General features: G+C 58.3%; 19 protein-coding genes. 12 read left to right on the top strand and 7 right to left on the bottom strand.

Annotation, left to right across the window (positions count from 1 at the left end; translation table 11 throughout):
• The first annotated feature begins 9 nt into the window (after positions 1-9).
• The 3 genes from KGA83_RS03885 to KGA83_RS03875 are packed head-to-tail and all read left to right on the top strand — an operon-like array spanning position 10 to position 2595.
• Positions 10-1275 (top strand): NADH:flavin oxidoreductase/NADH oxidase family protein, encoded by a 1266-nt coding sequence (locus KGA83_RS03885; RefSeq protein WP_223528495.1) that lies wholly within the window; start codon positions 10-12, stop codon positions 1273-1275.
• A 53-nt stretch (positions 1276-1328) separates the two neighbouring features.
• Positions 1329-2174 carry an alpha/beta fold hydrolase gene (locus tag KGA83_RS03880; RefSeq protein WP_223528492.1) on the top strand — a complete coding sequence of 282 codons (846 nt, stop codon included), beginning with the start codon at positions 1329-1331 and terminating at the stop codon, positions 2172-2174.
• A gap of 22 nt (positions 2175-2196) precedes the next feature.
• The gene (locus tag KGA83_RS03875) at positions 2197-2595 is read left to right on the top strand and encodes a helicase (RefSeq protein WP_223528489.1); all 399 of its coding nucleotides are present in this window, start codon (positions 2197-2199) and stop codon (positions 2593-2595) included.
• Positions 2596-2721: 126 nt separating this feature from the next.
• Here KGA83_RS03875 and KGA83_RS03870 read toward each other — a convergent pair whose 3' ends face one another.
• Positions 2722-3654 (bottom strand): helix-turn-helix transcriptional regulator, encoded by a 933-nt coding sequence (locus KGA83_RS03870; RefSeq protein WP_223528561.1) that lies wholly within the window; start codon positions 3652-3654, stop codon positions 2722-2724.
• Between the two features lie 581 nt (positions 3655-4235).
• On the opposite strand from KGA83_RS03870, the gene KGA83_RS03865 reads away from it, so the two are divergent.
• From KGA83_RS03865 to KGA83_RS03850, 4 genes are all read left to right on the top strand, one after another.
• The gene (locus KGA83_RS03865; protein ID WP_108215492.1) at positions 4236-5585 is read left to right on the top strand and encodes an MFS transporter; all 1350 of its coding nucleotides are present in this window, start codon (positions 4236-4238) and stop codon (positions 5583-5585) included.
• Positions 5586-5684: 99 nt separating this feature from the next.
• The gene (locus KGA83_RS03860; RefSeq protein WP_223528486.1) at positions 5685-6377 is read left to right on the top strand and encodes a fumarylacetoacetate hydrolase family protein; all 693 of its coding nucleotides are present in this window, start codon (positions 5685-5687) and stop codon (positions 6375-6377) included.
• A gap of 42 nt (positions 6378-6419) precedes the next feature.
• Positions 6420-7178, top strand: a complete 759-nt coding sequence (locus KGA83_RS03855; RefSeq protein WP_108215490.1) for an SDR family oxidoreductase — start codon at positions 6420-6422, stop codon at positions 7176-7178.
• 33 nt (positions 7179-7211) lie between these two features.
• Entirely contained in the window at positions 7212-8168 is a 957-nt protein-coding gene (locus tag KGA83_RS03850; RefSeq protein ID WP_108215489.1) for a 2-hydroxyacid dehydrogenase, read from the top strand.
• A gap of 73 nt (positions 8169-8241) precedes the next feature.
• Here KGA83_RS03850 and KGA83_RS03845 read toward each other — a convergent pair whose 3' ends face one another.
• Entirely contained in the window at positions 8242-9150 is a 909-nt protein-coding gene (locus KGA83_RS03845; RefSeq protein WP_108215488.1) for an AraC family transcriptional regulator, read from the bottom strand.
• A 165-nt stretch (positions 9151-9315) separates the two neighbouring features.
• On the opposite strand from KGA83_RS03845, the gene KGA83_RS03840 reads away from it, so the two are divergent.
• Together KGA83_RS03840 and KGA83_RS03835 are read left to right on the top strand one after the other, a co-directional pair.
• Positions 9316-10401, top strand: coding sequence for an NAD(P)-dependent alcohol dehydrogenase (locus KGA83_RS03840; RefSeq protein ID WP_223528483.1), 1086 nt, complete (start codon positions 9316-9318; stop codon positions 10399-10401).
• A gap of 91 nt (positions 10402-10492) precedes the next feature.
• Entirely contained in the window at positions 10493-11701 is a 1209-nt protein-coding gene (locus KGA83_RS03835) for an MFS transporter (protein WP_223528480.1), read from the top strand.
• 108 nt (positions 11702-11809) lie between these two features.
• On the opposite strand, the gene KGA83_RS03830 is transcribed toward KGA83_RS03835, so the two are convergent.
• On the bottom strand, positions 11810-12799 hold the full coding sequence (locus KGA83_RS03830; protein WP_115948034.1) for an isopenicillin N synthase family dioxygenase: 990 nt from the start codon (positions 12797-12799) through the stop codon (positions 11810-11812).
• Positions 12800-13005: 206 nt separating this feature from the next.
• Here KGA83_RS03830 and KGA83_RS03825 point away from each other — a divergent pair, with 206 nt between their 5' ends.
• Entirely contained in the window at positions 13006-15042 is a 2037-nt protein-coding gene (locus tag KGA83_RS03825) for an NADH:flavin oxidoreductase (protein ID WP_223528478.1), read from the top strand.
• A 132-nt stretch (positions 15043-15174) separates the two neighbouring features.
• Positions 15175-15558, top strand: a complete 384-nt coding sequence (locus tag KGA83_RS03820) for a VOC family protein (RefSeq protein WP_223528475.1) — start codon at positions 15175-15177, stop codon at positions 15556-15558.
• A gap of 317 nt (positions 15559-15875) precedes the next feature.
• On the opposite strand, the gene KGA83_RS03815 is transcribed toward KGA83_RS03820, so the two are convergent.
• The 3 genes from KGA83_RS03815 to KGA83_RS03805 form a co-directional block, all read right to left on the bottom strand.
• Positions 15876-16664, bottom strand: a complete 789-nt coding sequence (locus KGA83_RS03815; protein WP_223528473.1) for a pyrroline-5-carboxylate reductase family protein — start codon at positions 16662-16664, stop codon at positions 15876-15878.
• Positions 16654-17361, bottom strand: a complete 708-nt coding sequence (locus KGA83_RS03810; RefSeq protein ID WP_108217575.1) for a TetR/AcrR family transcriptional regulator — start codon at positions 17359-17361, stop codon at positions 16654-16656. Before KGA83_RS03810 ends, KGA83_RS03815 begins: the two co-directional genes overlap by 11 nt.
• A gap of 239 nt (positions 17362-17600) precedes the next feature.
• Positions 17601-18380, bottom strand: coding sequence for an SDR family NAD(P)-dependent oxidoreductase (locus KGA83_RS03805; RefSeq protein WP_223528471.1), 780 nt, complete (start codon positions 18378-18380; stop codon positions 17601-17603).
• Positions 18381-18650: 270 nt separating this feature from the next.
• Between KGA83_RS03805 and fdhA the strand changes: the two genes are divergently transcribed.
• A complete protein-coding gene (gene fdhA / locus KGA83_RS03800) occupies positions 18651-19850 on the top strand; it encodes a formaldehyde dehydrogenase, glutathione-independent (RefSeq protein WP_108217573.1) in 1200 nt (399 codons plus the stop codon).
• 269 nt (positions 19851-20119) lie between these two features.
• Here the strand turns inward: fdhA and KGA83_RS03795 are convergent, their stop codons facing one another.
• Entirely contained in the window at positions 20120-21049 is a 930-nt protein-coding gene (locus tag KGA83_RS03795) for a DMT family transporter (RefSeq protein WP_223528468.1), read from the bottom strand.
• Positions 21050-21057: the final 8 nt, after the last annotated feature.

The following is a 21057-nucleotide window of genomic DNA, read 5'->3' as shown; positions in this document are numbered from 1 at the left end:
GAACTCACCATGACCGCCGCCTCGCCTGAAGAAAATCTGCTGAACCAGCCCTTGCAACTCCCGAACGGCAGCGCTTTTCGCAATCGCCTCGCCAAGGCGTCCATGAGCGAAACGCTGGGCACCTACAACAATCACCCGACGTTGAAACTGGTCGAGTTGTACCGGCGCTGGTCCGCCTCGGGCATTGGTTTGCTCATCACCGGAAATGTGATGATCGACCGCCGTGCGCTCGGTGAACCAGGCAACGTGGTGATCGAGGATGAAGCGGACCTGCCTGTGCTACGCCAGTGGGCTCGTGCGGCAACCGAGCAGGGAGCGGCGATCTGGGTGCAGCTCAATCACCCCGGAAAGCAGTCGACCAAAGGCTTGAATGCCAGCAACCTCGCGCCATCGGCCGTGCCCTTTCGCGAGGACATGGCCGCGCTCTTCGAGACTCCACGCGAAGCCACCACGGCCGAGATCGAAGACATCATCCGGCGCTTTGGACGCAGCGCGGCCATCTGCAAGGAGGCCGGCTTCAGCGGCGTGCAAATCCATGGCGCGCACGGTTATCTGATCAACCAGTTCCTCTCGCCACACCACAATCGGCGTACGGATGAATGGGGTGGCAGCCCGGAAAAACGTCGACGTTTCGTGTTGGCTGTTTACGCCGAGATTCGCCGCCAGGTCGGCGCCGAATTTCCCGTCGGCATCAAGCTCAACTCCGCAGATTTCCAGCGCGGCGGCTTCACCGAAGAGGAATCGATGGCGACGATTCATGCACTTGCCGAAGCAGGCATCGACCTGATTGAGATTTCGGGGGGCACCTATGAGGCACCAGCCATGAGCGGTGGGCTCCAGGAGACGAAGAAAGCATCCACCGTAGCGCGTGAGGCTTACTTTCTTGAGTTTGCTGAAAAGGTGCGCGCCTCGATCAAGGTGCCTTTGATGGTCACTGGCGGTTTTCGCAGTGCCGCCGCCATGAACGCTGCGCTGCGTTGCGGAGCGCTCGATGTCATTGGCCTCGCGCGGCTATTGGCCATTGATCCCGAGGCACCGGCGGCCCTGCTGCAAGGGCAGGACAGTTCGCAACGCGTACGGCCGATCATCACAGGCATCAAGCAAATCGATCAGATGGGCGTCATGGAAATCTTCTGGTACACGCTGCAGCTCAAACGAATCGCCAATGGCGGTGATCCGCGTCCCAACGAAAGTGGGCTGTGGGCATTTTCGAAATCAGTGATGAAAAGTGGCTGGGGCACGTTCCGTACGCGGCGCATGCGGGCGCGGGCCTAAGCCCGAGGCTCGCTCGCACAGATCGCCACAACCACCACCTGGAAGACTTCAATATGACCGACACCCATTTCACCACCCCTACCCGCTTCGTGGAAGTTGATGGTGATCAATTTGCCTATCGCCGCTGGGGCAACAATACGACAGGCCAGCCTCCCCTGTTCTTTCTTCAACATTTTCGCGGCGGTATGGATCATTGGGATCCACTCATGACGGATGGCCTGGCTGCGGGGCGCGAGGTCATCCTCTACAACGGTCGCGGGATTGCCTCCTCATCCGGAAAACCGCGCACCCGGATCGAACAGATGGCCGACGATGCGGCTGCGGTGATCCGCGCGCTGGGCCTGTCCAAGGTCGATGTTCTAGGTTTCTCACTCGGTGGTTTTCAAGCCCAGGACCTGACACGACGCCATCCCGACCTCGTGCGCAAGCTCATGCTGCTCGGCACCGGACCTCGTGGCGGTAATCCGGATTCAGACCCTGGAGTGCTGGAAGCTGCACCGCGCCCCGTTCCGACCCTGGAAGACTTTCTGTTTCTGTTCTTCGGTCGATCCGCGGCGGCGCAGCAGGCCGGACGTGATTTCTGGGAGCGCCGTCATCAGCGTGTCGACCAGGACCCACCCAGCTCTCCTGAAGTGATACAGGCCCAGATCGAAGCGAATATGCACTATTTGCCAAAGCTGGACCCGAACGATCCTTTCAAACATCTGCGCGAGATCAAACAGCCGACGTTCATTCTCAATGGCATGAATGACGTTATGGTTCCAACGGTCAACTCCTGGTACATGGCTCAGAACATCCCGAACGCCCAGCTATTCCTGTACCCGGATGCTGGCCACGGCGCTCAATTCCAATGCCCTGAGCGTTTTCTGAAACATGCTATTCAGTTCCTCAACGAGTAATAACTTACGGAGCAAGCTCACCATGCTGAAGTTTAAATTTTTGTTATGGGCTTTGACCAAGCTGTTACAGCGAGCGATCAAAAAAAGCCCTGGCTGCGCAAAGTACGTTAGAGGCAAGGAGCTGGTCTTTCAAATTCGAACGGAGGGTGGAGTGGGTCGCTACTTCACCATCACAAACGGCAAGATAAAATCCTCCGCCGGCTTGACTGAAAAGCCAGCATTCACCCTGACGTTTAAAGATGCAGAAAAGGGTTTCGCCATCTTGTCTGCAAAAAACAGTAAAGATGCATTCCTGACAGGCTTGCGTACAGAAGACCTGAGCATCAGTGGTAATTTCGTGGAGGTGATGTGGTTCCAGGGATTGACTGAATACTTACAGCCCCCAAAAGAAATATCACATCTCAATCTTTCAACGCGCTAGGACTTTGACCTGGCGGATGGACATTCTCTGGCAGCCGTTGGCACGCGCCGGCAAGTCCGGTTTCGGCCAATGCGCTGCACCCGGATCGACCTCGGTATCTACCGCCACATCACCCACAGCTGTCGATCACGTGCTGGACGGTGATTGCGGAGTATCGGGGTTGAGTTGCTGACGTCTGAATTGCCCGGGTGGCTGGCCATGTATCTGGCGAAAGCGTCGGGAGAAATAAGCCTCGTCAGCAAAACCGCACAACCTCGCCACCTCCCCCACCGGTCGTGTCCCATTGAGCAGATAATTGCGTGCCGCGTGCATCCGGCGTTCGAGCACCAGCTCAGTGAAAGTCTTGCCGATTTCCTTGCGCAACCAGTGCGTCAGGTAAGTTGGTGACAGGTAAGTCGCAGCAGCCACCTTGATCAGATTGAGATCGGGGTCGGCAATATTCTTGCGCAAGTATTCGGACATCCTGCTCAGCGCGTTGCGCCGGCTGACTTCGGCGGCATTCTCTTCGGCCAATCGTTTGAGCGGCTCGGCATACAAGGCACAAACGCTCCCCAGCAGTTGCAGCAACAACCCCTTGAGCATCTCGCGGGTGCCAAACTGACGGTTCTCATCGAGCACGCGCATCTGCTCGATCAAGCCACAGACTTTGCTGAAATCCTCATCGGCCAGGATGAAATCCAGATGCTCCTGAAAGCGGAACGGCGACAACTCCGGCGCCAGCAGAATCGAGACTTCCTCCAGGTCCATCGGGTCGCACTGCAAATGCGGCAGCAGGAAGGTCTGGGAAAAATTGATCACCATGAAGTTGCTGTCTGCCGGATGCGGAATCACGTGCACGCGATGCGGCAGGATGAAGGCCAGCGTATTGCGCGGAAACGGACGTTCGACGTTGCCGATGTGCTGCACGGTATCGCCACCGAGGTTGACCTGGATCTGGAAATACTCGTGGCGATGCGGGCTGGTTTCGGCGCGCCGTCCCTTTTTGTCGCGGATGTAGAAGTCCGTCAATTCGCTGCGTTGCTGCATGACGTAAGTGGGTACTCGACTCGGTGACGACATCGCCTGAGGATCCTCGACAGGTACATGGACAGGTTGTCGTCGCGCCGCGATGCCGGCGGCGACCGCGGTGATTGTGATGGCAGACACCGCTGGGTTCAACACGTCATAGGATGACAATGAAATACAGAGAATTAATTGTATCCGTGTGTGATGTGTCGTCTGTCCAAAAAACCACGAGCACACAAAAATCATTAATCTTTTAAAAACATCATCTTATGAAACACATTAAGCATAACCAAGGAAATGAGCTGATTTGATTTTTCTTGGACACCTGCATCAATCGCTTTTTTCAGGAGAAAAAACGATCTAACGCCTCCGTTGATTTTGCATGGTTGTACGACCACTGTGGCAGGCAATGCAGCCCGACCCTTCCAAAAACAATCAAAAGGTGTGCACTCATGAACCTGCTTTTTTCTCTCGCCAACCCTCCCCCGACCGAACCTGTCCGAAGGCGTATCTGAGCGCCTGACAGCGGCTGTCCGCGCCTCTCCTTCCAGTAGCGATTGCTCTGCCCCGGCACTGGGGGCACGGCTTCGGCTGTGCGCGAACATCTCGATTCTTCCAACAAAAAAGGTCTACTCATGTCGAACTCGCACACCTCCTCGTCCACCGCGCCGTCGGTGAGCGCCGGCGCCCGGGACGCCGCACTGTCTCAGCGCCTGCCGACACGTCGGCGCTGGTTCATGCTGTCGTTGCTGCTGATTGCAACCATCATCAACTACATCGACCGCGTGAACATCTCGATTGCCGCACCGTTCATGGCCAAGGATCTGGGCCTGGACAAGATCGAAATGGGCCTGATTTTTTCCGCGTTTGCCTGGACCTACGCACTGGCCTTGGTCCCCGCCGGGTTCATCGCCGATCGCTTCGGTTCCCGGTTCACTTACGGGGTGTCGCTAATCAGTTGGTCGACGGTCACCGTGTGCCAAGGCTTTGCCACAGGATTCGCTTCGCTGTTCGGGCTGCGCCTGGCCGTCGGCGCCATGGAAGCTCCAGCGTTTCCGGCCAACAGCCGAGCGGTGACGGTATGGTTCCCGGCCCGCGAACGGGGCTTGGCCAGCAGCATCTACGTGTGCGGCCAGTATCTGGGCACGGCACTGTTTACCGGCGCGCTGTTATGGCTGGCCACGACCTATGACTGGCGACACGTGTTCTACAGCACCGGGATACTTGGCATTGTGTTCGGTGTGATCTGGCTGTACCTGTACCGCGATCCGTTGAACTGCAAGAACGTCAGCCAGGAAGAGCTCAAGTACATCGAAGCCGGGGGTGGACTGGTCAAGAGCAGTCAGGAACGCACCCGGTTCAACTGGCGGCAGATCGCCGAGCTGTTCAGTTATCGGCAGATCTGGGCGATTTGCATCGGCAAGTTCGCCAGCACCTCGGCGTTGTACTTCTTCCTGACCTGGTTCCCGACGTACCTGATCGAAGAACGCAAACTGACCATGATCAAGGCCGGGATCTTCGCGGTGCTGCCGTTCGTGGGGGCAACGGTCGGCATTCTGCTGGCCGGCATCGTCTCCGACCTGCTGATACGACGCGGCTACTCAATGTCCTTCGCGCGCAAGTTGCCATTGGTGGTCGGATCGATGCTGGGCATGTCGATCGTCCTGGTGAATTTCACCGACTCGAACGTGATCTGCATTGCCGTGCTGACCATTGCTTTCTTCGCCCAAGGGATTGCCTCGTCATCGTGGGCAGCCGTATCGGAAGTCGCGCCCAAGGAACTGATCGGCCTGACCGGCGGGATTACCAGCCTGGCCGCCAACATCGGCGGGATCGTCACTCCGATCGTGATTGGCGGCATCGTCCACGCGACAGGCTCGTTTGCCTACGCCTTCTGGTTCATTGGCGGCGTGGCGCTGATTGGCACCCTGTCCTATTCGTTGCTGCTCGGTCGCTTGTACCGCATAGAACTCAAGGTGCGCTGAGTCAAAAAAACCGTATTTCTCCAACATGAGGCGGCATTCGTCCAACTTCGCAAAAGATTGCCGCCGTACGCTGACGCTTCTAACAGGACTACTACAAAAATGATGATGACCGAGTATGTGTTTACCCCGGATCTGCCCGTGACCTTGCCGGTTGCCGGCAGCCAGCAGCGTTTCCCCGTTGGCCGGGTATTTTGCGTCGGCCGCAACTACCCGTGGCCAGACACCCAGGGCCAGTCCCGCCAGCCGCCCGTGTTCTTCATGAAACCGGCGAGCAACGTGGTAGATGCGGCGGGTGAAGTGGCGTTCCCGCCGTTGACCGAAGAGTTTGCCCACGAAATCGAATTGGTCGTGGCCATCGGTGAAGGTGGCGCCAATATTCCGCAGCGCCAGGCGCTGGCCTATGTCTGGGGCTACGCCGCCGGGCTGGATCTGACCCGTCGTGATGTCCAGCGCTCGGCCAAAAGCAATGGTTTGCCGTGGGAAGGTGCCAAGGTGTTCGACGGCGCCGCGCCGATGACCGCCATCGTGCCAGTCACTCGCGCCGGACACCCGGACGGCGATTTGTGGCTGAACGTCAACGGCGAAGAGCGCCAGCGCGACAGCCTCGACAGCCAGATCTGGTCAGTCAGTGAAATCATCAGCCGCATCTCGCAGTCGGTAGCGCTGCGGGCCGGTGACCTGATCATGACCGGCAGCCCGGCTGGCGTTGATGTGCTGCAGCCGGGCGACATCATCAACGCCGGGATCGACGGCATCGGCCAACTGGAAATGCGCGTCGGTCAGCGACCTTGAACCCGGCTTACGCCCTCGTGAATTGAAGAAGGAGATAACAACATGAACAGTCCTTTGAAAGTGGCTCTGGTGAGCGGCGCCGGTAGCGGAATCGGCCGCGCCGTGGCCCTGGCTCTGATGGCCGACGGCTTTACCCTGGTATTGGCTGGTCGTCGGCCAGAGCCTTTACAGGCATTGGTCGGATTGGCGCTCAGCGAAGGACACGAAGCGTTGGCGGTGCCCACTGATGTGCGCGACCCGGCCAGTGTCGATGCGCTGTTTGCCACCATCACCGAGGTCTACGGACGCCTCGACGTGGTGTTCAACAACGCCGGGGTCAACGCCCCTGCGGTGCCGCTCGATGAGCTGACGTTCGAGCAGTGGCGCAACGTGATCGACACCAACCTCAACGGCGTTTTCCTCTGTGCCCGTGGTGCCTTCGGACTGATGCGCCGGCAACAGCCACAAGGCGGACGCATCATCAACAACGGCTCGATCTCGGCCCATACCCCACGCCCGTTCAGCAGCGCCTACACCGCCAGCAAACACGCGGTGCTGGGACTGACCAAATCCCTGGCCCTGGACGGCCGCGAATTCAACATCGCCTGCAGCCAGATCGACATCGGCAACGCCCTCACCGAGATGTCGGTGCGCATGACCAAAGGCGTGCGCCAGGCCAACGGCACCATCGCGGTGGAGCCGATGGTGGACGTCAAGCATGTGGCGGATGCCGTGCGCTACATCGCCGCTCTGCCGCTGGAGGCGAACGTCCTGAACATGACCGTCATGGCCAGTGCCATGCCGTTTGCCGGTCGCGGTTAAACCGGACTTTTTATTCTGTTACGCGAGGTTTACATGAAGCCAGAAGTCTTGCAGCTCAGCCCGATCCTGATCCCCGAAATCAACACGCGGCTCGATGAGCTGTTTACCGTCAGACGTTACTTCCAGCAGGCCGACAAGCCGGCTTATTTGCAGGAACACGGCGCGAACATTCGCGGGGTGATCACCGGCGGCCACACCGGAATCAGCCAGGCGCTGATGGCGCAATTGCCCAAACTGGAAGTGGTGGCGGTCAATGGCGTTGGCACCGATGCGGTGGATCTGGCTTACGCCAGGGATCGCGGGATCCGCGTGACCGCAACCATCGGCGCGCTGACCGAAGATGTCGCCGACCTGGCCATCGGCTTGTTGATTGCCGTGTGCCGGGGTCTGTGCACCAGTGATCGTTATGTGCGTTCGGGGCAATGGCCCCATAGCCCGACACCGTTGGCCCCGTTGCCGTTGGCGCGTCAGGTGTCGGGCATGCGCATCGGCATCGTCGGCATGGGCCGGGTCGGCCGTGCCGTGGCGACCCGGGCCGCAGCGTTCGGCTGCCCGATCAGTTACACCGATCTGCAGCCGATGAGCGATGTGAACCACACTTTCATCGCCGATCTGAAGCAGCTGGCCAGCAACAGTGATGCGCTGATTCTCGCCGCCGCTGCCGACAAGGCTGAAGCCATCATCAATGCCGAGGTGCTGCAGGCGCTGGGCAAGGACGGGTATCTGATCAACGTGGCGCGCGGCAAGCTGGTCAACGAGGTCGATCTGGTGGCGGCGCTTGCCGCTGGTGAGATCGCGGGTGCGGCGCTGGATGTGTTTGTCGATGAACCGAACGTCCCCGAGACACTGTTCGGCAACGAGAACGTGGTACTGCAGCCCCATCGCGCCAGTGCGACGCTGCAGACCCGCACGCGGATGGGAGAGATGGTGGTGGCGAGCCTGGTGGACAGTTTCGCCGGGAGAATACCGCAGGGTTCCGTGACTGACTGACGGTTGGCCGCCGAGGAGACGTTGCGTCCCGCACGTGGACCAACCACCATTTTTGAATGACCTCACCCTGTCGCTACCCTGCCCCTCGCAACAGCGCAATATCTCGTTTAGGCGGCACTCCAAACAGTCGGCTGTATTCGCGACTGAACTGCGAAGGGCTTTCATAGCCGACTTTGAACGCCGCGCTGGATACATCCTGATGCTCGTTGAGCATCAGGCGCCTCGCCTCGTTTAGCCGTAGCCATTTCTGGTACTGCAACGGGCTCATTGCAGTGAGCTGGCGGAAATGGTGGTGAAAGGTCGGCGTGCTCATTTGCACCCGGCCGGCAAGGTCATCGACCCGCAGGGCCGAGGCGTAATTCAATTTCAGCCAATCGATGGCTTTGGCGATCCGATAGCCCTGACCATCGACAGACGTGATTTGTCGCAACCTGCCCGCCTGATCACTCTTCAAGAGACGGTAGTGAATTTCACGCTGGATCAAAGGGGCGAGAACAGGAATGGCTTCCGGTTCATCGAGCAGCGCCAACAAGCGCTCGAACGACGCCAGCATGGCTGCGGTCACTGAACCGATGCCCACCCCTTTCGCGACCGAACGTTCACGGGTGGGCGGCAGGTCACTCTGCGCTATCAGCTCTGCCAGCATGCGCAAATCGAGCTTGAGCGTCAGCCCGAGGCACGGTTGTTCCGGGCTCGCCGCGAGCACCTCCGAGTTGGCCGGCAAATCCAGTGAGGTGACCAGAAAACGCGAAGCGTCATACGGATAACCCTCACCGCCTACCCACAGCTGTTTCTCGCCTTGGGCGACAAGAATGATGCTCGGTTCGACCATGCAAACAACGGGCGGCGACGGGTGTTCGCGCCTGAAGAAGCCGAGGCCTGCAATCGAGGTTGCGTAGTCACCGGGTTTCAAGACCCGCGAGCCAATGACCTGGGCGAGCGCCTCCTGGGGCGATGTGGCGGTTTCGTGTTGGGTCATCATGAACGTCTCATACCTCTTCGCTGAACTCTAACCCGCCCGCCCGCAACCGTCCTGCGATAGAACGAAGACTCATAGAATCAGGCAAGTAATCCAGCGGATTGCACTACTGAGAGCCTTGTCAGAACGGGAAAATGTCCATCCGACAAATTCTTTGAGGTCTCTCCCATGCTTGTACAAGCCTATGGTGCTCATGCGGGCGACAAACCCCTTGAGCCTTTGCAGATCCGCCGCCGTCACCCCGCCGCCCATGACGTTCAGATTGATATCGCCTTCTGCGGTATCTGCCATTCGGACTTGCATCAGGTGCGTGCCGAATGGGCAGGCACTCAGTTTCCTTGCGTACCGGGGCACGAAATTGTCGGCCGTGTATCGGCGGTGGGTGCGCACGTTTCGGACTTCACTGTTGGAGACCTGGTCGGTGTCGGTTGCATCGTCGACAGCTGCAAACACTGTGACGACTGTGAAACCGGCCTGGAGAACTACTGCGACGGCATGATCGGCACCTACAACTTCCCGACCCCGGACGCACCCGGCTGGACGCTCGGCGGCTACGCGCAAAACATTGTGGTGCATGAACGTTATGTTCTGCGCATCCGCCACCCGGAGGAGCAACTGGCCGCCGTCGCGCCGCTGCTGTGCGCGGGCATCACCACGTACTCCCCGCTGCGTCACTGGAACGCCGGGCCGGGCAAGAAAATCGGCGTGGTCGGTATCGGTGGGCTGGGCCACATGGGCATCAAGCTGGCCCATGCGATGGGTGCTCACGTCGTGGCGTTCACCACCTCTGAATCCAAGCGCGAAGCAGCAAAACAACTGGGTGCCGATGAAGTTGTGGTGTCGCGCAACGCTGAAGAAATGGCTGCGCATGCCAAGAGCTTTGACTTCATCCTCAATACCGTCGCAGCCCCGCACGATCTCGATGCCTTCCTGGTTCTGCTCAAGCGAGACGGGGCGCTGACCCTGGTCGGTGCGCCCGCCTCACCACATCCGTCGCCCAACGTGTTCAACCTGATCATGAAGCGCCGGACGATTGCCGGCTCAATGATCGGCGGCATCGCCGAAACGCAGGAGATGCTGAATTTCTGCGCGGAGCACGGCATCGTCGCCGACATCGAGCTCGTTCGAGCCGACCAGATCAACGAATCCTACGAGCGGATGCTCAAGGGCGACGTCAAGTATCGCTTCGTTATCGACAACGCCACATTGACGGGCGAAGCGAAGAACGAGGTCAACTTGGCGAATGAAACCTGAAGTAATTTGGCGGTGCCCCTGACCGGGCACCGGTTCTCTCTCGCGGCCCCGTTCACGGGGCCGCGACGCTTCGCATTACAGGATTCAATCAATGACCAGCCACTCCCTCCACGCCCCCCGGAAAGCGGAACCATCGTGGGGCGCCGTATTCGCCATGTCGCTCGCTGCCTTCGTGCTGGTGGCATCGGAGTTCATGCCCGTCAGCCTGCTGACGCCGATTGCCGCCGATCTGCAGATCACCGAAGGGCAAGCAGGCCAGGGCATTTCTGTCTCTGGGCTGTTTGCGCTGTTCGCCAGCCTCCTGATCGCTGCGGTGGCGGCGCGGGTCGACCGTAAGCCTCTGCTGATGTCACTGACTGTGCTGATGATCATTTCGGGAACAGTCGTCGCGTGCGCGCCGAACTACTGGGTGTTCATGGTCGGCCGCGCATTGATCGGTGTGGCGATAGGTGGCTTCTGGTCGTTGTCGGCGGCAACCGCCATGCGCCTGGTGCCTGAAGACCAGATCACTCGCGCCATGGCAATCGTCAACGGCGGCAACGCTCTGGCGACGGTGATTGCAGCACCTTTGGGCAGCTTCCTCGGTTCCTTGATCGGCTGGCGCGGTGCGTTTATGTGCGTCATTCCGGTCGCGGTAGCCGCCAGTGTCTGCCTTTTGTTCAGCCTTCCTGCGATGAAATCGCAAAGCGTTTCAGGCACTGGAAATGTCTTGAAGTTGATGAAAAGCCTGCCCGTCGCGTTAGGCATGTTGGTGGTCAGTGTCTTTTTCATGGGTCAGTTCATGCTGTTTACCTATTTGCGACCGTTCCTTGAAGCCGTCACGCATGTCAGTGTTTCCATGCTCTCGCTGATGCTGCTCGTCCTCGGTCTGGCGGGCCTCGCGGGAACCTTCCTGATTGAAGCCTTCTTGAAAAATGGCCTGCATCGCACCCTCATCGTCATCCCGATCTTGATGGCGGTGATCGCACTGGCGCTGGTTTCATTCGGCAGTTCGGCGGCCACCACCACTGTCTTGCTGGGTCTCTGGGGACTGGTTGCGACTGCGGCGCCGGTGGGATGGTGGACGTGGCTGGCGAGGACATTGCCGGAGGCAGCTGAAGCGGGTGGCGGTTTAATGGTGGCGATCATTCAACTGGCCATTGCCTCGGGTGCAACCGTCGGCGGGCTGGTGTTTGACTCGAGCGGCTATCGAGCGACCTTCGAGTTGAGCGCCGCGTTGCTGGGCGTGGCGGCTGTTCTTGCCTTCCTGGCTGCACGCGCAATCTCGTGGGAGCCTGTTACATCGGCAAACATCGCTTGAAAAAAACCACAAGACACGCCAAGGCGTTTCTTGTGGTTCTGGTGGAACATTCGTTCGCAGGCTGGCGACTTTGACCTCCAATCAGCATCTTCGTAGCCAGAAGAACGATCATGCCTTCTCGATTTCTTTCAGGTGCGCATAGCTATCAACAAATCGCTTAAATTTGTGTTTGCCACACGTGTACGCTTCATACTTCGCAGGCAAAGTCTCACTCACGCAGGTTGACACAGGCTCAACAACCGCATCGAAATCCAAATCAATAAAGAACGGTATGGAATAACGTTCCAGGCCGCTGGTATTGATGACGCGATGCATTGTCGATGTGTAGCGATCATTGGTCAGGGTTTGAACCAGATCACCAATGTTGACGATAAACGTGCCTTCAACCGGTGGTGCAGTAACCCACTCCCCTGCACGATTCATGACCTGCAAACCGCCAACTGCATCCTGGGACAGGACTGTCAGGAAACCGTAGTCCGTGTGAGCCCCAATACCAATCTCTTCTTGGGAAACCCTACCCATCTGGGGCGGGTAACGCAAAATTCGCTGAATAGTGATGGGCTTGCGCTGAAGACGTTCAAAGTAATCCTGTGGCAAACCTAAACTCAGCGCAATTGCGCCGATGAGCGTTCTCGCGAGCGCCAATACAGCGCCATGATAAGCGTCGGCAACCTTCTCGAATTGTGGCAGTGCGGAAGGCATTTGATTAGGGCCAAAAAATGGAGAAATATCATCGTAATGAGCGCCGTAATCAAAACACTCTTTAAAGTCGCGGGTGTTGGCAGGGTCTACGTTCTCCGCATACATCGGTATATAGCCGCGCAGCGTCAGCCCGGAGTTGACGACATTAAGTTCGTTTTTCTCCTCATATGGAAGCTTGAAAAAATCCTTGCTCAGCCTGTACATGTTGTCTATCAACTGCTGCGCAACACCATGGTTTTTAATATAAAAAAAACCCACCTTTTCGCATGCATCACCTATTTGGCTTGCCACCTGCAGTGGATTATTACCGTTGATAAGTGGCGACACATCTATGATTGGAATTTCAGTAAAAGCTGTTTGCCTGCTCGCCAAACGACTATCGGATAACGCTGTCACGTAGGCTCTCCTTTTAAAAATCATATTAAGGCAGCGGGTTCAGAAAGACCCCCTGACGATCCCCCCTGTTCGAATCGATCTTAATCCTGGTTTTTCCACCGCGCAAGAAAAATGTACACCTGTGTCTCACCCATTGACACAAGTGAACATTCGACCTACCGTCATGTCAAACCAAGCCTGATGTTCTGTTCCCGGAGCGCAACACCATGTCCAGCGATCCCTTGCTGCAGCCCTATAAGATCAAGCACCTGACTCTCAAAAACCGGATCATGACCACCTCCCATGAACCCGCCTATCCTGTCGACGGCATGCCAAAGGATCTGTACCGCGCTTATCACGTTGAGCGCGCGAAGGCCGGTGTGGCGCTGACCATGACCGCAGGCTCCGCCGCTGTTTCCCGCGACAGCCCGCCGGTGTTCAACAACGTGCTGGCGTATAAGGATGAGGTGGTCAAATGGATGAAGGATCTGACCGACGAATGCCACGAACACGGTGCGGCGGTGATGATTCAGTTGACCCACCTGGGAAGGCGCACGCGCTGGGACAAGGCTGACTGGCTCCCGGTCGTCTCGCCGTCCCATCGCCGTGAAGCGTCCCACCGGGCCTTTCCGAAAAAGATGGAAGACTGGGACATCGATCGAATCATCAAGGACTACGTGGATGCCGCCGAACGCATGAAGGCGGCGGGCCTCGATGGTCTGGAGTTGCAGGCTTACGGTCACCTCATGGATCAGTTCTGGTCGCCATTGACCAACGATCTTGACGGCCCGTACGGCGGCTCGCTGGAAAACCGACTGCGCTTCACCTTTGACGTCCTGCGCGGTATCCGCCAACGCTGTGGCGAAGACTTCCTGCTCGGGGTCCGCTACACCGGCGATGAGGACCTGCCCGGTGGCTTCGGTGCGAAGGACGGCATGCAGATTTCTCACATGCTCAAGGACAGCGGCCTGGTCGACTTCCTCAACGTCGTACGCGGGCACATCGATACCGATGCCGGCCTGACCGATGTGATTCCGATCCAGGGCATGCGCAACTCTCCGCACCTGGATTTTGCCGGCGAGATCCGCTCGGCCACCGGCTTCCCTACTTTCCATGCGGCCAAGATTCCGGACGTCGCCACGGCGCGACACGCCATTGCCTCCGGCAAGGTAGACATGATCGGCATGACCCGAGCGCACATGACCGATCCGCACATCGTGCGCAAGATCATCGAAAAGCGCGAAGAAGACATCCGCCCCTGCGTAGGTGCGAACTACTGCCTGGACCGTATCTATCAGGGCGGTGCTGCGTATTGCATCCACAACGCCGCCACCGGGCGTGAAACCACCATGCCCCACGAAATTCCCAAGGCGCCGACCAAGCGCAAGGTGGTGGTGATCGGCACCGGCCCCGCGGGTCTGGAGGCGGCGCGGGTCGCCGGTGAACGTGGCCACGACGTCACGGTGTTCGAAGTCGCCGACCAGCCCGGCGGGCAGATCCGCTTGACTGCGCTCAGCGAACGGCGCCGCGAGATGATCAGCATCATCGACTGGCGCATGGCGCAATGCGAACGCCTGGGTGTGAAGTTCCACTTCAACACATGGGCCGAGGCCGAGACGGTGCTGGTTGAAGAGCCGGATGTGGTGATCGTTGCCACGGGCGGCTTGCCGCACACCGAAGTGCTCAAACAGGGTAACGATTTGGTGGTGTCCACCTGGGACATCATTTCCGGCGACGTCAAGCCCGGCCAGAACGTGCTGATCTTTGACGACGCTGGCGACCATGCGGCGCTACAAGCAGCAGAGGTCATCGCCAACAGCGGTGCAAAACTGGAGATCGTCACGCCTGACCGGTCGTTTTCGCCGGAGGTGATGGCGATGAACCTGGTGCCTTACATGCGCAGCCTGCAGGATCTGGACGTCACCTTTACCGTCACGTATCGGGTCGATTCCGTAGAGAAGCGCGACGGGCAGTTGGTTGCGAACTTCGGCAGCGATTATGGCCAGGTGCATAAACGGCGAGTGGTCGATCAAGTCGTGATCAACCATGGCACCCTGCCCCTGGACGATTTGTACTTCGATCTGCGACCCCATTCGAGCAATGACGGCGCAGTCGAGCAGCACAATCTGATCGCTGGCAAAACCCAGAACATCGTGACCAACCCTGAAGGCCGCTTCCAGCTGTTCCGGATCGGCGATGCGGTCTCGGCGCGCAATACCCACGCCGCCATCTACGATGCGCTGCGGCTGTTGAAGGATATTTGAAGTCATGCCCCTGATCTCAAACATCAGGGGCAACTTTCACAGCAAAGCATTCGCACCGTCATTCATTTCTGATATCCGACGGGTCTCTGATCCGTCGGCAGCCCAATCACCACCAACAGTAAGGAAACAAAGATGTCTGTTTTTACTCATGTCACCGTCGGCACTAAAGATCTGCAAAAAGCACGCGCATTCTATGATGTTGTTTTGAAGGAAATTGGCCTGAACCGCGTTGCCGATCTCGATGAGGCCGGCTCCATCTGGGGCATCGATAAGCCTTCGTTCTTCGTACTCAATCCGGCTAATGGAAATCCGGCCACCGTCGGCAATGGTGTCACCGTCAGTTTCGAAGCACCGAACCGCGCTGCAGTCCATGCCTTCCATACAGCTGCATTGGCAAACGGTGGCGTTTGCGAAGGCCTGCCAGGCTCACGTGGCTGGGCGGACAATGCCTACGCTGCCTACGCCCGGGATCTGGATGGGAACAAGCTGGCGGTGTATTGCTTCAAGGCTGAATAGGACGTGGTGTTGGGTTAAGGAGAGCGGCGCTTTTCGTTTCTGGAGGAGTGCCGTTTTTTTTGTTTTTTTATCTGGGGATGGGGGTGAATATCCGTTGCTGCGGTAACGGCTGCTTAGGGTTCCGCTCTTACAGCGACTCACTTTTGAGAAGCGCAAAAGTAAGCAAAACGCTCATGCCCCACCACTCGGTGCCTCGCCTAGGCTCGGCATGCCTGGTTTGAAGTGAACGCGCTTCTCCTGTGGGAGCGGGCTTGCTCGCGAAAGCGGTATCACAGTCGATGAAGATGCTGAATGTGCTCGCGATGGCGGTGGTTCAGTTATCCGGCCTGAAGCCCTTTGCGAGCAACGGCGGCACCTGCCTGCAACGCCCTTCCAATCTGCTCTTCGAAATGCCCCTGGCTCATCGTCTGCAAGGCAGCGGCTGTCACACCACGGTAGGCCACCAAGGCGTCGATCATCTGCTGGGCGTCACGGCCCGCCAGTAGTTGGCTGCTGTTGACCACGACATTTTGCGCGGCAAGCTGCGCGATGTCTCTCGGTATGCCGGCCAGCATCGCCTGATTGGCCAGCGCCGTCATCAACAAGGCCGGAAAGGCCGGGCCGGTGCCTGAGAGTGCAGAGAGGTAATCGATGAAGTCCTCTTTCTGGACCTCGGCAGCAGTGCCCACACATTCAAACAATCGCTGCACGAGGCTTTTCGTTGTCGCCTCTACCGCGTGCGAACAATACCAGGGCGTGAAGGACTGCTCGATGTCCACCGCCGCATTGGGCATCGCCCGCACGACCGCCGAAGCCGATGTCTGTTCAGCAATCGCCTGCGCTGTAATCCCGGCCATCAGTGAAATGACTGTTTTGCCCGTCGCATTGATGTTCAGGCCGGCGAAATGCTCGGGGCGAACCGCGATGATGACTACGTCGCTGCGATCCACCAGGCCCTGGTTATCTGTGACCAGGCAAGCGCCTTGCTGTGCCAATGGATGGCTGCCCGTGCGGTTGGAAATGATCAGATTGCCCGTCGGCACCAACGTCTTTGCCAGCACTGCCTTGGCGATCGCTGCGCCCAACCACCCCGTTCCTCCAATAATGCCTAGCGTCTCATTGAGCATCTGCAGACGTCTCCTCGAAGGTATCTGTCAAGGGCACGAAAACCCCGGGCTCTTTTTCGGCGTAGCCGAATTTCCCGTAAAAACGATCCAGCTCGCGCTGCTTGGGTACTTTCCCGGTGAAGATGCTCACGTAATGAGGAATGCGTTGGAAGCGCACAGTGATCAACTCAGTCGTGTTCATGGTGATGTAGCCGATCTGGGTCAAATAAATCGTTCTGGCTCGCGCATCAGCGCCCTGGCTGTCATAGCCGAAGCGCTTGAACATGCTCGCCAGGGCATTCATGCGCTGCTCGTCTACGGTAGCGACCTCTTGAGCCACTTCAGCTGACTGAAGCGCCCAGCTGCGCACTGCGAACTCGAATTGCGAGTCGAACAGTTGCGGGTTGAGCCAGCACTCGAACACATTCAGGATCGCCTCGGAGATGCTTTCGGCATAGCTTTCACTTTGCCGGATCAAGCCCCCCGTATTGGTCTCCCGCCAGCGTGAAAGCAAGGCGGCGAGCAACTGTTCACGATCCTCAAAAAACCAGTAGAAGCTGGTGCGTGACAAGCCCAGGCGCTTGGCGAGCGGCATGACCCGAACGGCATCGATGCCCGACTCCTTCAGGGCTTCGTAGGCGGCTTCGAGCCAACCCTCCGGGGAGCCGCGCCAACCTGCATCCTGGGCTTTACCACGTGCCTTCCCTAACTGGGACATCTCGCTTACCTTCTTCAACAATGCGTAACGCGAATGTACTCTGATGCTCAATCAAATGTACACCCAAGTACATTTTATTGACTTCGTAGCCTGAGCACGCCTGCTTCTCCACACATTTCAAAGGAATGCACACTAGCCGCATCGGGATCATTGGAGGGAATCACTTACCCACCTCCGTCGCAGGTTGCGTGGAGCCAGACTCTGGCTCGCTGCAAAATTTTGCAGCGGACACGCATTCATTACTTGGGCGCTTTGTTTTCTATCAGGCAATTGCCACCATCGACCACCAGTAACTCACCGGTAATGTAACTGGACTCAGGTGAGGCCAGGAACGTAACGGCAGCAGCCACTTCTTCCGGACGACCGGCCCTGCCAACCGGGACGTACTTCGCTGCATTCACTTCCTCTGGGGTACTTGACCCAGTGGCGATCCAGCCCGGCGCGACCGAGTTCACAGTGATTCCATAGCGCGCAACCTCAAGGGCCAGGCTCATGTTCATACCCACCATTCCCGCTTTGGCCGCAGCATAAGCCGCCTCTCCTGGATTACCTGCCCGAGTGCCAGTCGTGGAGCTGACATTGACGATACGGCCGTAGTGTCTGTTGCGCATCCCCGGCAAAACTCCACGGGTCAGCAGAAAGGCGGTTGTCAGATTTCGAGCAATTGAAAGATTCCAGCTATCGACACTCATGTCCGCCAGACCGGCAAAAGGCTCCGGATGACCCTGCGCAGCCATCCCGGCATTGTTCACCAGAATATCGATTCGCCCCCATACCGATTCTGCCCAAGTGGTAAGTTCAAGGACTTGATCCTCTTCACTCAAGTCCGCCTCACGACCTTGCGCTTCAAATCCTGAGGCTCGTAACTCCTCCACCCGATCATGAATGCGAGCGCTGCTGCCTGTGATTATCAACTTAACGCCCAGGCTGCCCAGTCGCTTCGCAATCGCAATGCCAATGCCTCGCTCACTACCGGCGCCACTGACAAGCGCTACCTGACCAGTCCAGTCCGCAATCATCGCACTTGCTCCTATCGTCCGGGGTTAGCCCTGAATCCATGGAAATTGAGGGGAAAGAGAGACTCAACAGGGACTAAATGCTCTCGCCGGGTGCTGATACCAGGCGTAGGATCGATACGATAACTGCTAATCACGCGTCGTTGGAAGGTGACTTCCAACCAATCTGCATTCACGCGCAAACGCAAGACATATACCACTGCACTGTAAGGCCGCAGGCCCCTTCGCAGTACAAGGGCCGTGTTCTCACAACAACAAAAGCGAGGTGAAATCATGTCTGGTAATCGTGGTGTCGTGTATCTCGGCGCAGGCAAGGTCGAGGTGCAGACCATCCCCTATCCGAAAATGGAAGACCCGCGCGGCAAGCGCATCGACCATGGCGTGATCCTGCGCGTGGTTTCGACCAATATCTGCGGCTCCGACCAGCATATGGTGCGTGGCCGGACCACGGCCCAGGTCGGGCTGGTGCTTGGCCATGAGATCACCGGCGAAGTGATCGAGAGGGGCCGTGACGTGGAAAACGTGCAGATCGGTGACCTGGTCTCGGTGCCGTTCAACGTCGCCTGCGGCCGTTGTCGCAGTTGCAAGGAGCAGCACACCGGCGTCTGCCTGACGGTCAACCCGGCGCGCCCCGGCGGTGCCTATGGCTATGTGGACATGGGCGACTGGGTTGGCGGCCAGGCCGAATACGTGCTGGTGCCGTATGCCGACTTCAACCTGTTGAAGCTGCCCGACCGCGACAAGGCCATGGAGAAAATCCGCGACCTGACCTGCCTCTCCGATATCCTGCCGACCGGCTACCACGGCGCGGTGACCGCCGGTGTCGGCCCTGGTAGCACCGTGTATATCGCCGGTGCCGGTCCGGTCGGACTGGCTGCTGCCGCCTCCGCCCGTCTGCTGGGTGCGGCGGTGGTGATCGTCGGTGACGTCAATCCGCTGCGTCTGGCGCATGCCAAGGCCCAGGGCTTCGAGATCGCCGACCTGACCCAGGACGCTCCGCTGCACGAGCAAATCGCCAACCTGCTCGGTGAGCCGGAAGTCGATTGTGCGGTCGATGCTGTCGGCTTCGAAGCCCGTGGCCACGGCCATGACGGCGCGCAGCACGAGGCCCCGGCCGATGTGCTCAACGCGCTGATGGGCGTGGTGCGGGTCGCCGGCAATATCGGTATCCCCGGTCTGTATGTCACCGAAGACCCGGGCGCGGTCAACAAAGCCGCCAAGCATGGCAGCCTGAACATCCGTTTCGGCCTCGGCTGGGCCAAGTCCCACAGCTTCCACACCGGCCAGACCCCGACGATGAAGTACAACCGTCAGCTGATGCAGGCGATCATGTGGGACCGGATCAACATTGCCGAGGTCGTCGGCGTGCAGGTGATCAGCCTGGACGACGCGCCGCGCGGTTACCACGAGTTCGATGCCGGAGCGCCGAAGAAATTCGTCATGGATCCGCACAAGCTGTTTATCGCGGCCTAAGGAGCAGTTTGGGAAAAGGGCAGCTTTGAGCTTAATGCCGATCAGTCAAGGTGCAAAACCTGTGGGAGCGAGCCTGCTCGCGATGGCGGATTGCCAGGCAACGCAAGTGTTGACTGTGCCACCGTCATCGCGAGCAGGCTCGCTCCCACAAGGATTGCGGCGTTCAACGCCTTAACTGATCGGCGTTAAGCTTTCAGCTGCCCTTTTTTAGGACCGTGTCCATCCAGGAAACCAACCACACATTGATTACTTCATACACTCAGGTACGTTCACACCTTCGCTTTAATCGCATACAGCCCACCGATAATCACCAACGCTGCTCCGACAACCACCCAGGTATCAGGGCGCTCGGCAAAAACGATCACCCCAATCAACGTGGCGAACACCAGAAGCGCATAGTTGAAAGGCTGCAGGGTAGAAGCGGTCGCATATTTCAGCGCTTGAATAAGCAGTATCTGAGCGACTACTCCCGTCAATGACAGGATCCCCATCAAGAGGCCCTGGACCGGCGTCGGAGAAACCCATGCGGGCAGCCCCACAAATGTGATCGTCAGGGCACCCACACTTGCCATAAAAAGCATGTTCGTCGCAAAGGAATCGTGCTGGCTAATTCGGCGCGTCAGTACATTGAACACTGCAAACCCCAAAGCAGACAGCAGGGGAATCAGCGCTGCGAGTTCAAAGACGCCCGCGCCTGGTCGCAGGATAATCAGTGTCCCGATGAACCCTATGGCAGCAGCGATCCAGCGTCGTAGCCCGACAAACTCTCCCAGCAGCCCCCCCGCCAATGCCAAAGTCATCAGAGGGAATACCGCATAGAGAGCGTGCATTTCAGCCAGGCCTAAATAACGCAGCCCGACTCCGAACAGTACTATTTCACCCACGGCTAACAGCGCTCGAATGATTTGGAGCCAAGGATGCTTGCTCCGAAACTGTTCCTTGACCCTACCTTGGTAGGCGGCATACCCGAAGGCAAAAACGACAAACACCCAATAACGCACCATGACCAGCTGGGCAACCGGAAAGTCTTTGACAAGCACCTTGGTTATTCCGTCCTGGCTCGCAAAGATAAGCATTGAAAGCAGGCATAGGAAAATCCCGAGTTGGGGCCTTGTGACCCCAGGACCAGCGGCAACGGTGGGCGTAGTCAAGTACGCCGTGTTTTTTGTTTGATCGCTCTTCAATCGCACTTCGGTCATGCCCTCCT

This window comes from Pseudomonas sp. GL-R-19, assembly GCF_019956375.1.
Classification (GTDB): domain Bacteria; phylum Pseudomonadota; class Gammaproteobacteria; order Pseudomonadales; family Pseudomonadaceae; genus Aquipseudomonas.
The sequence above is the reverse complement of the archived record's forward strand: the minus strand, read 5'-3'. Positions and strand labels throughout refer to the sequence as shown.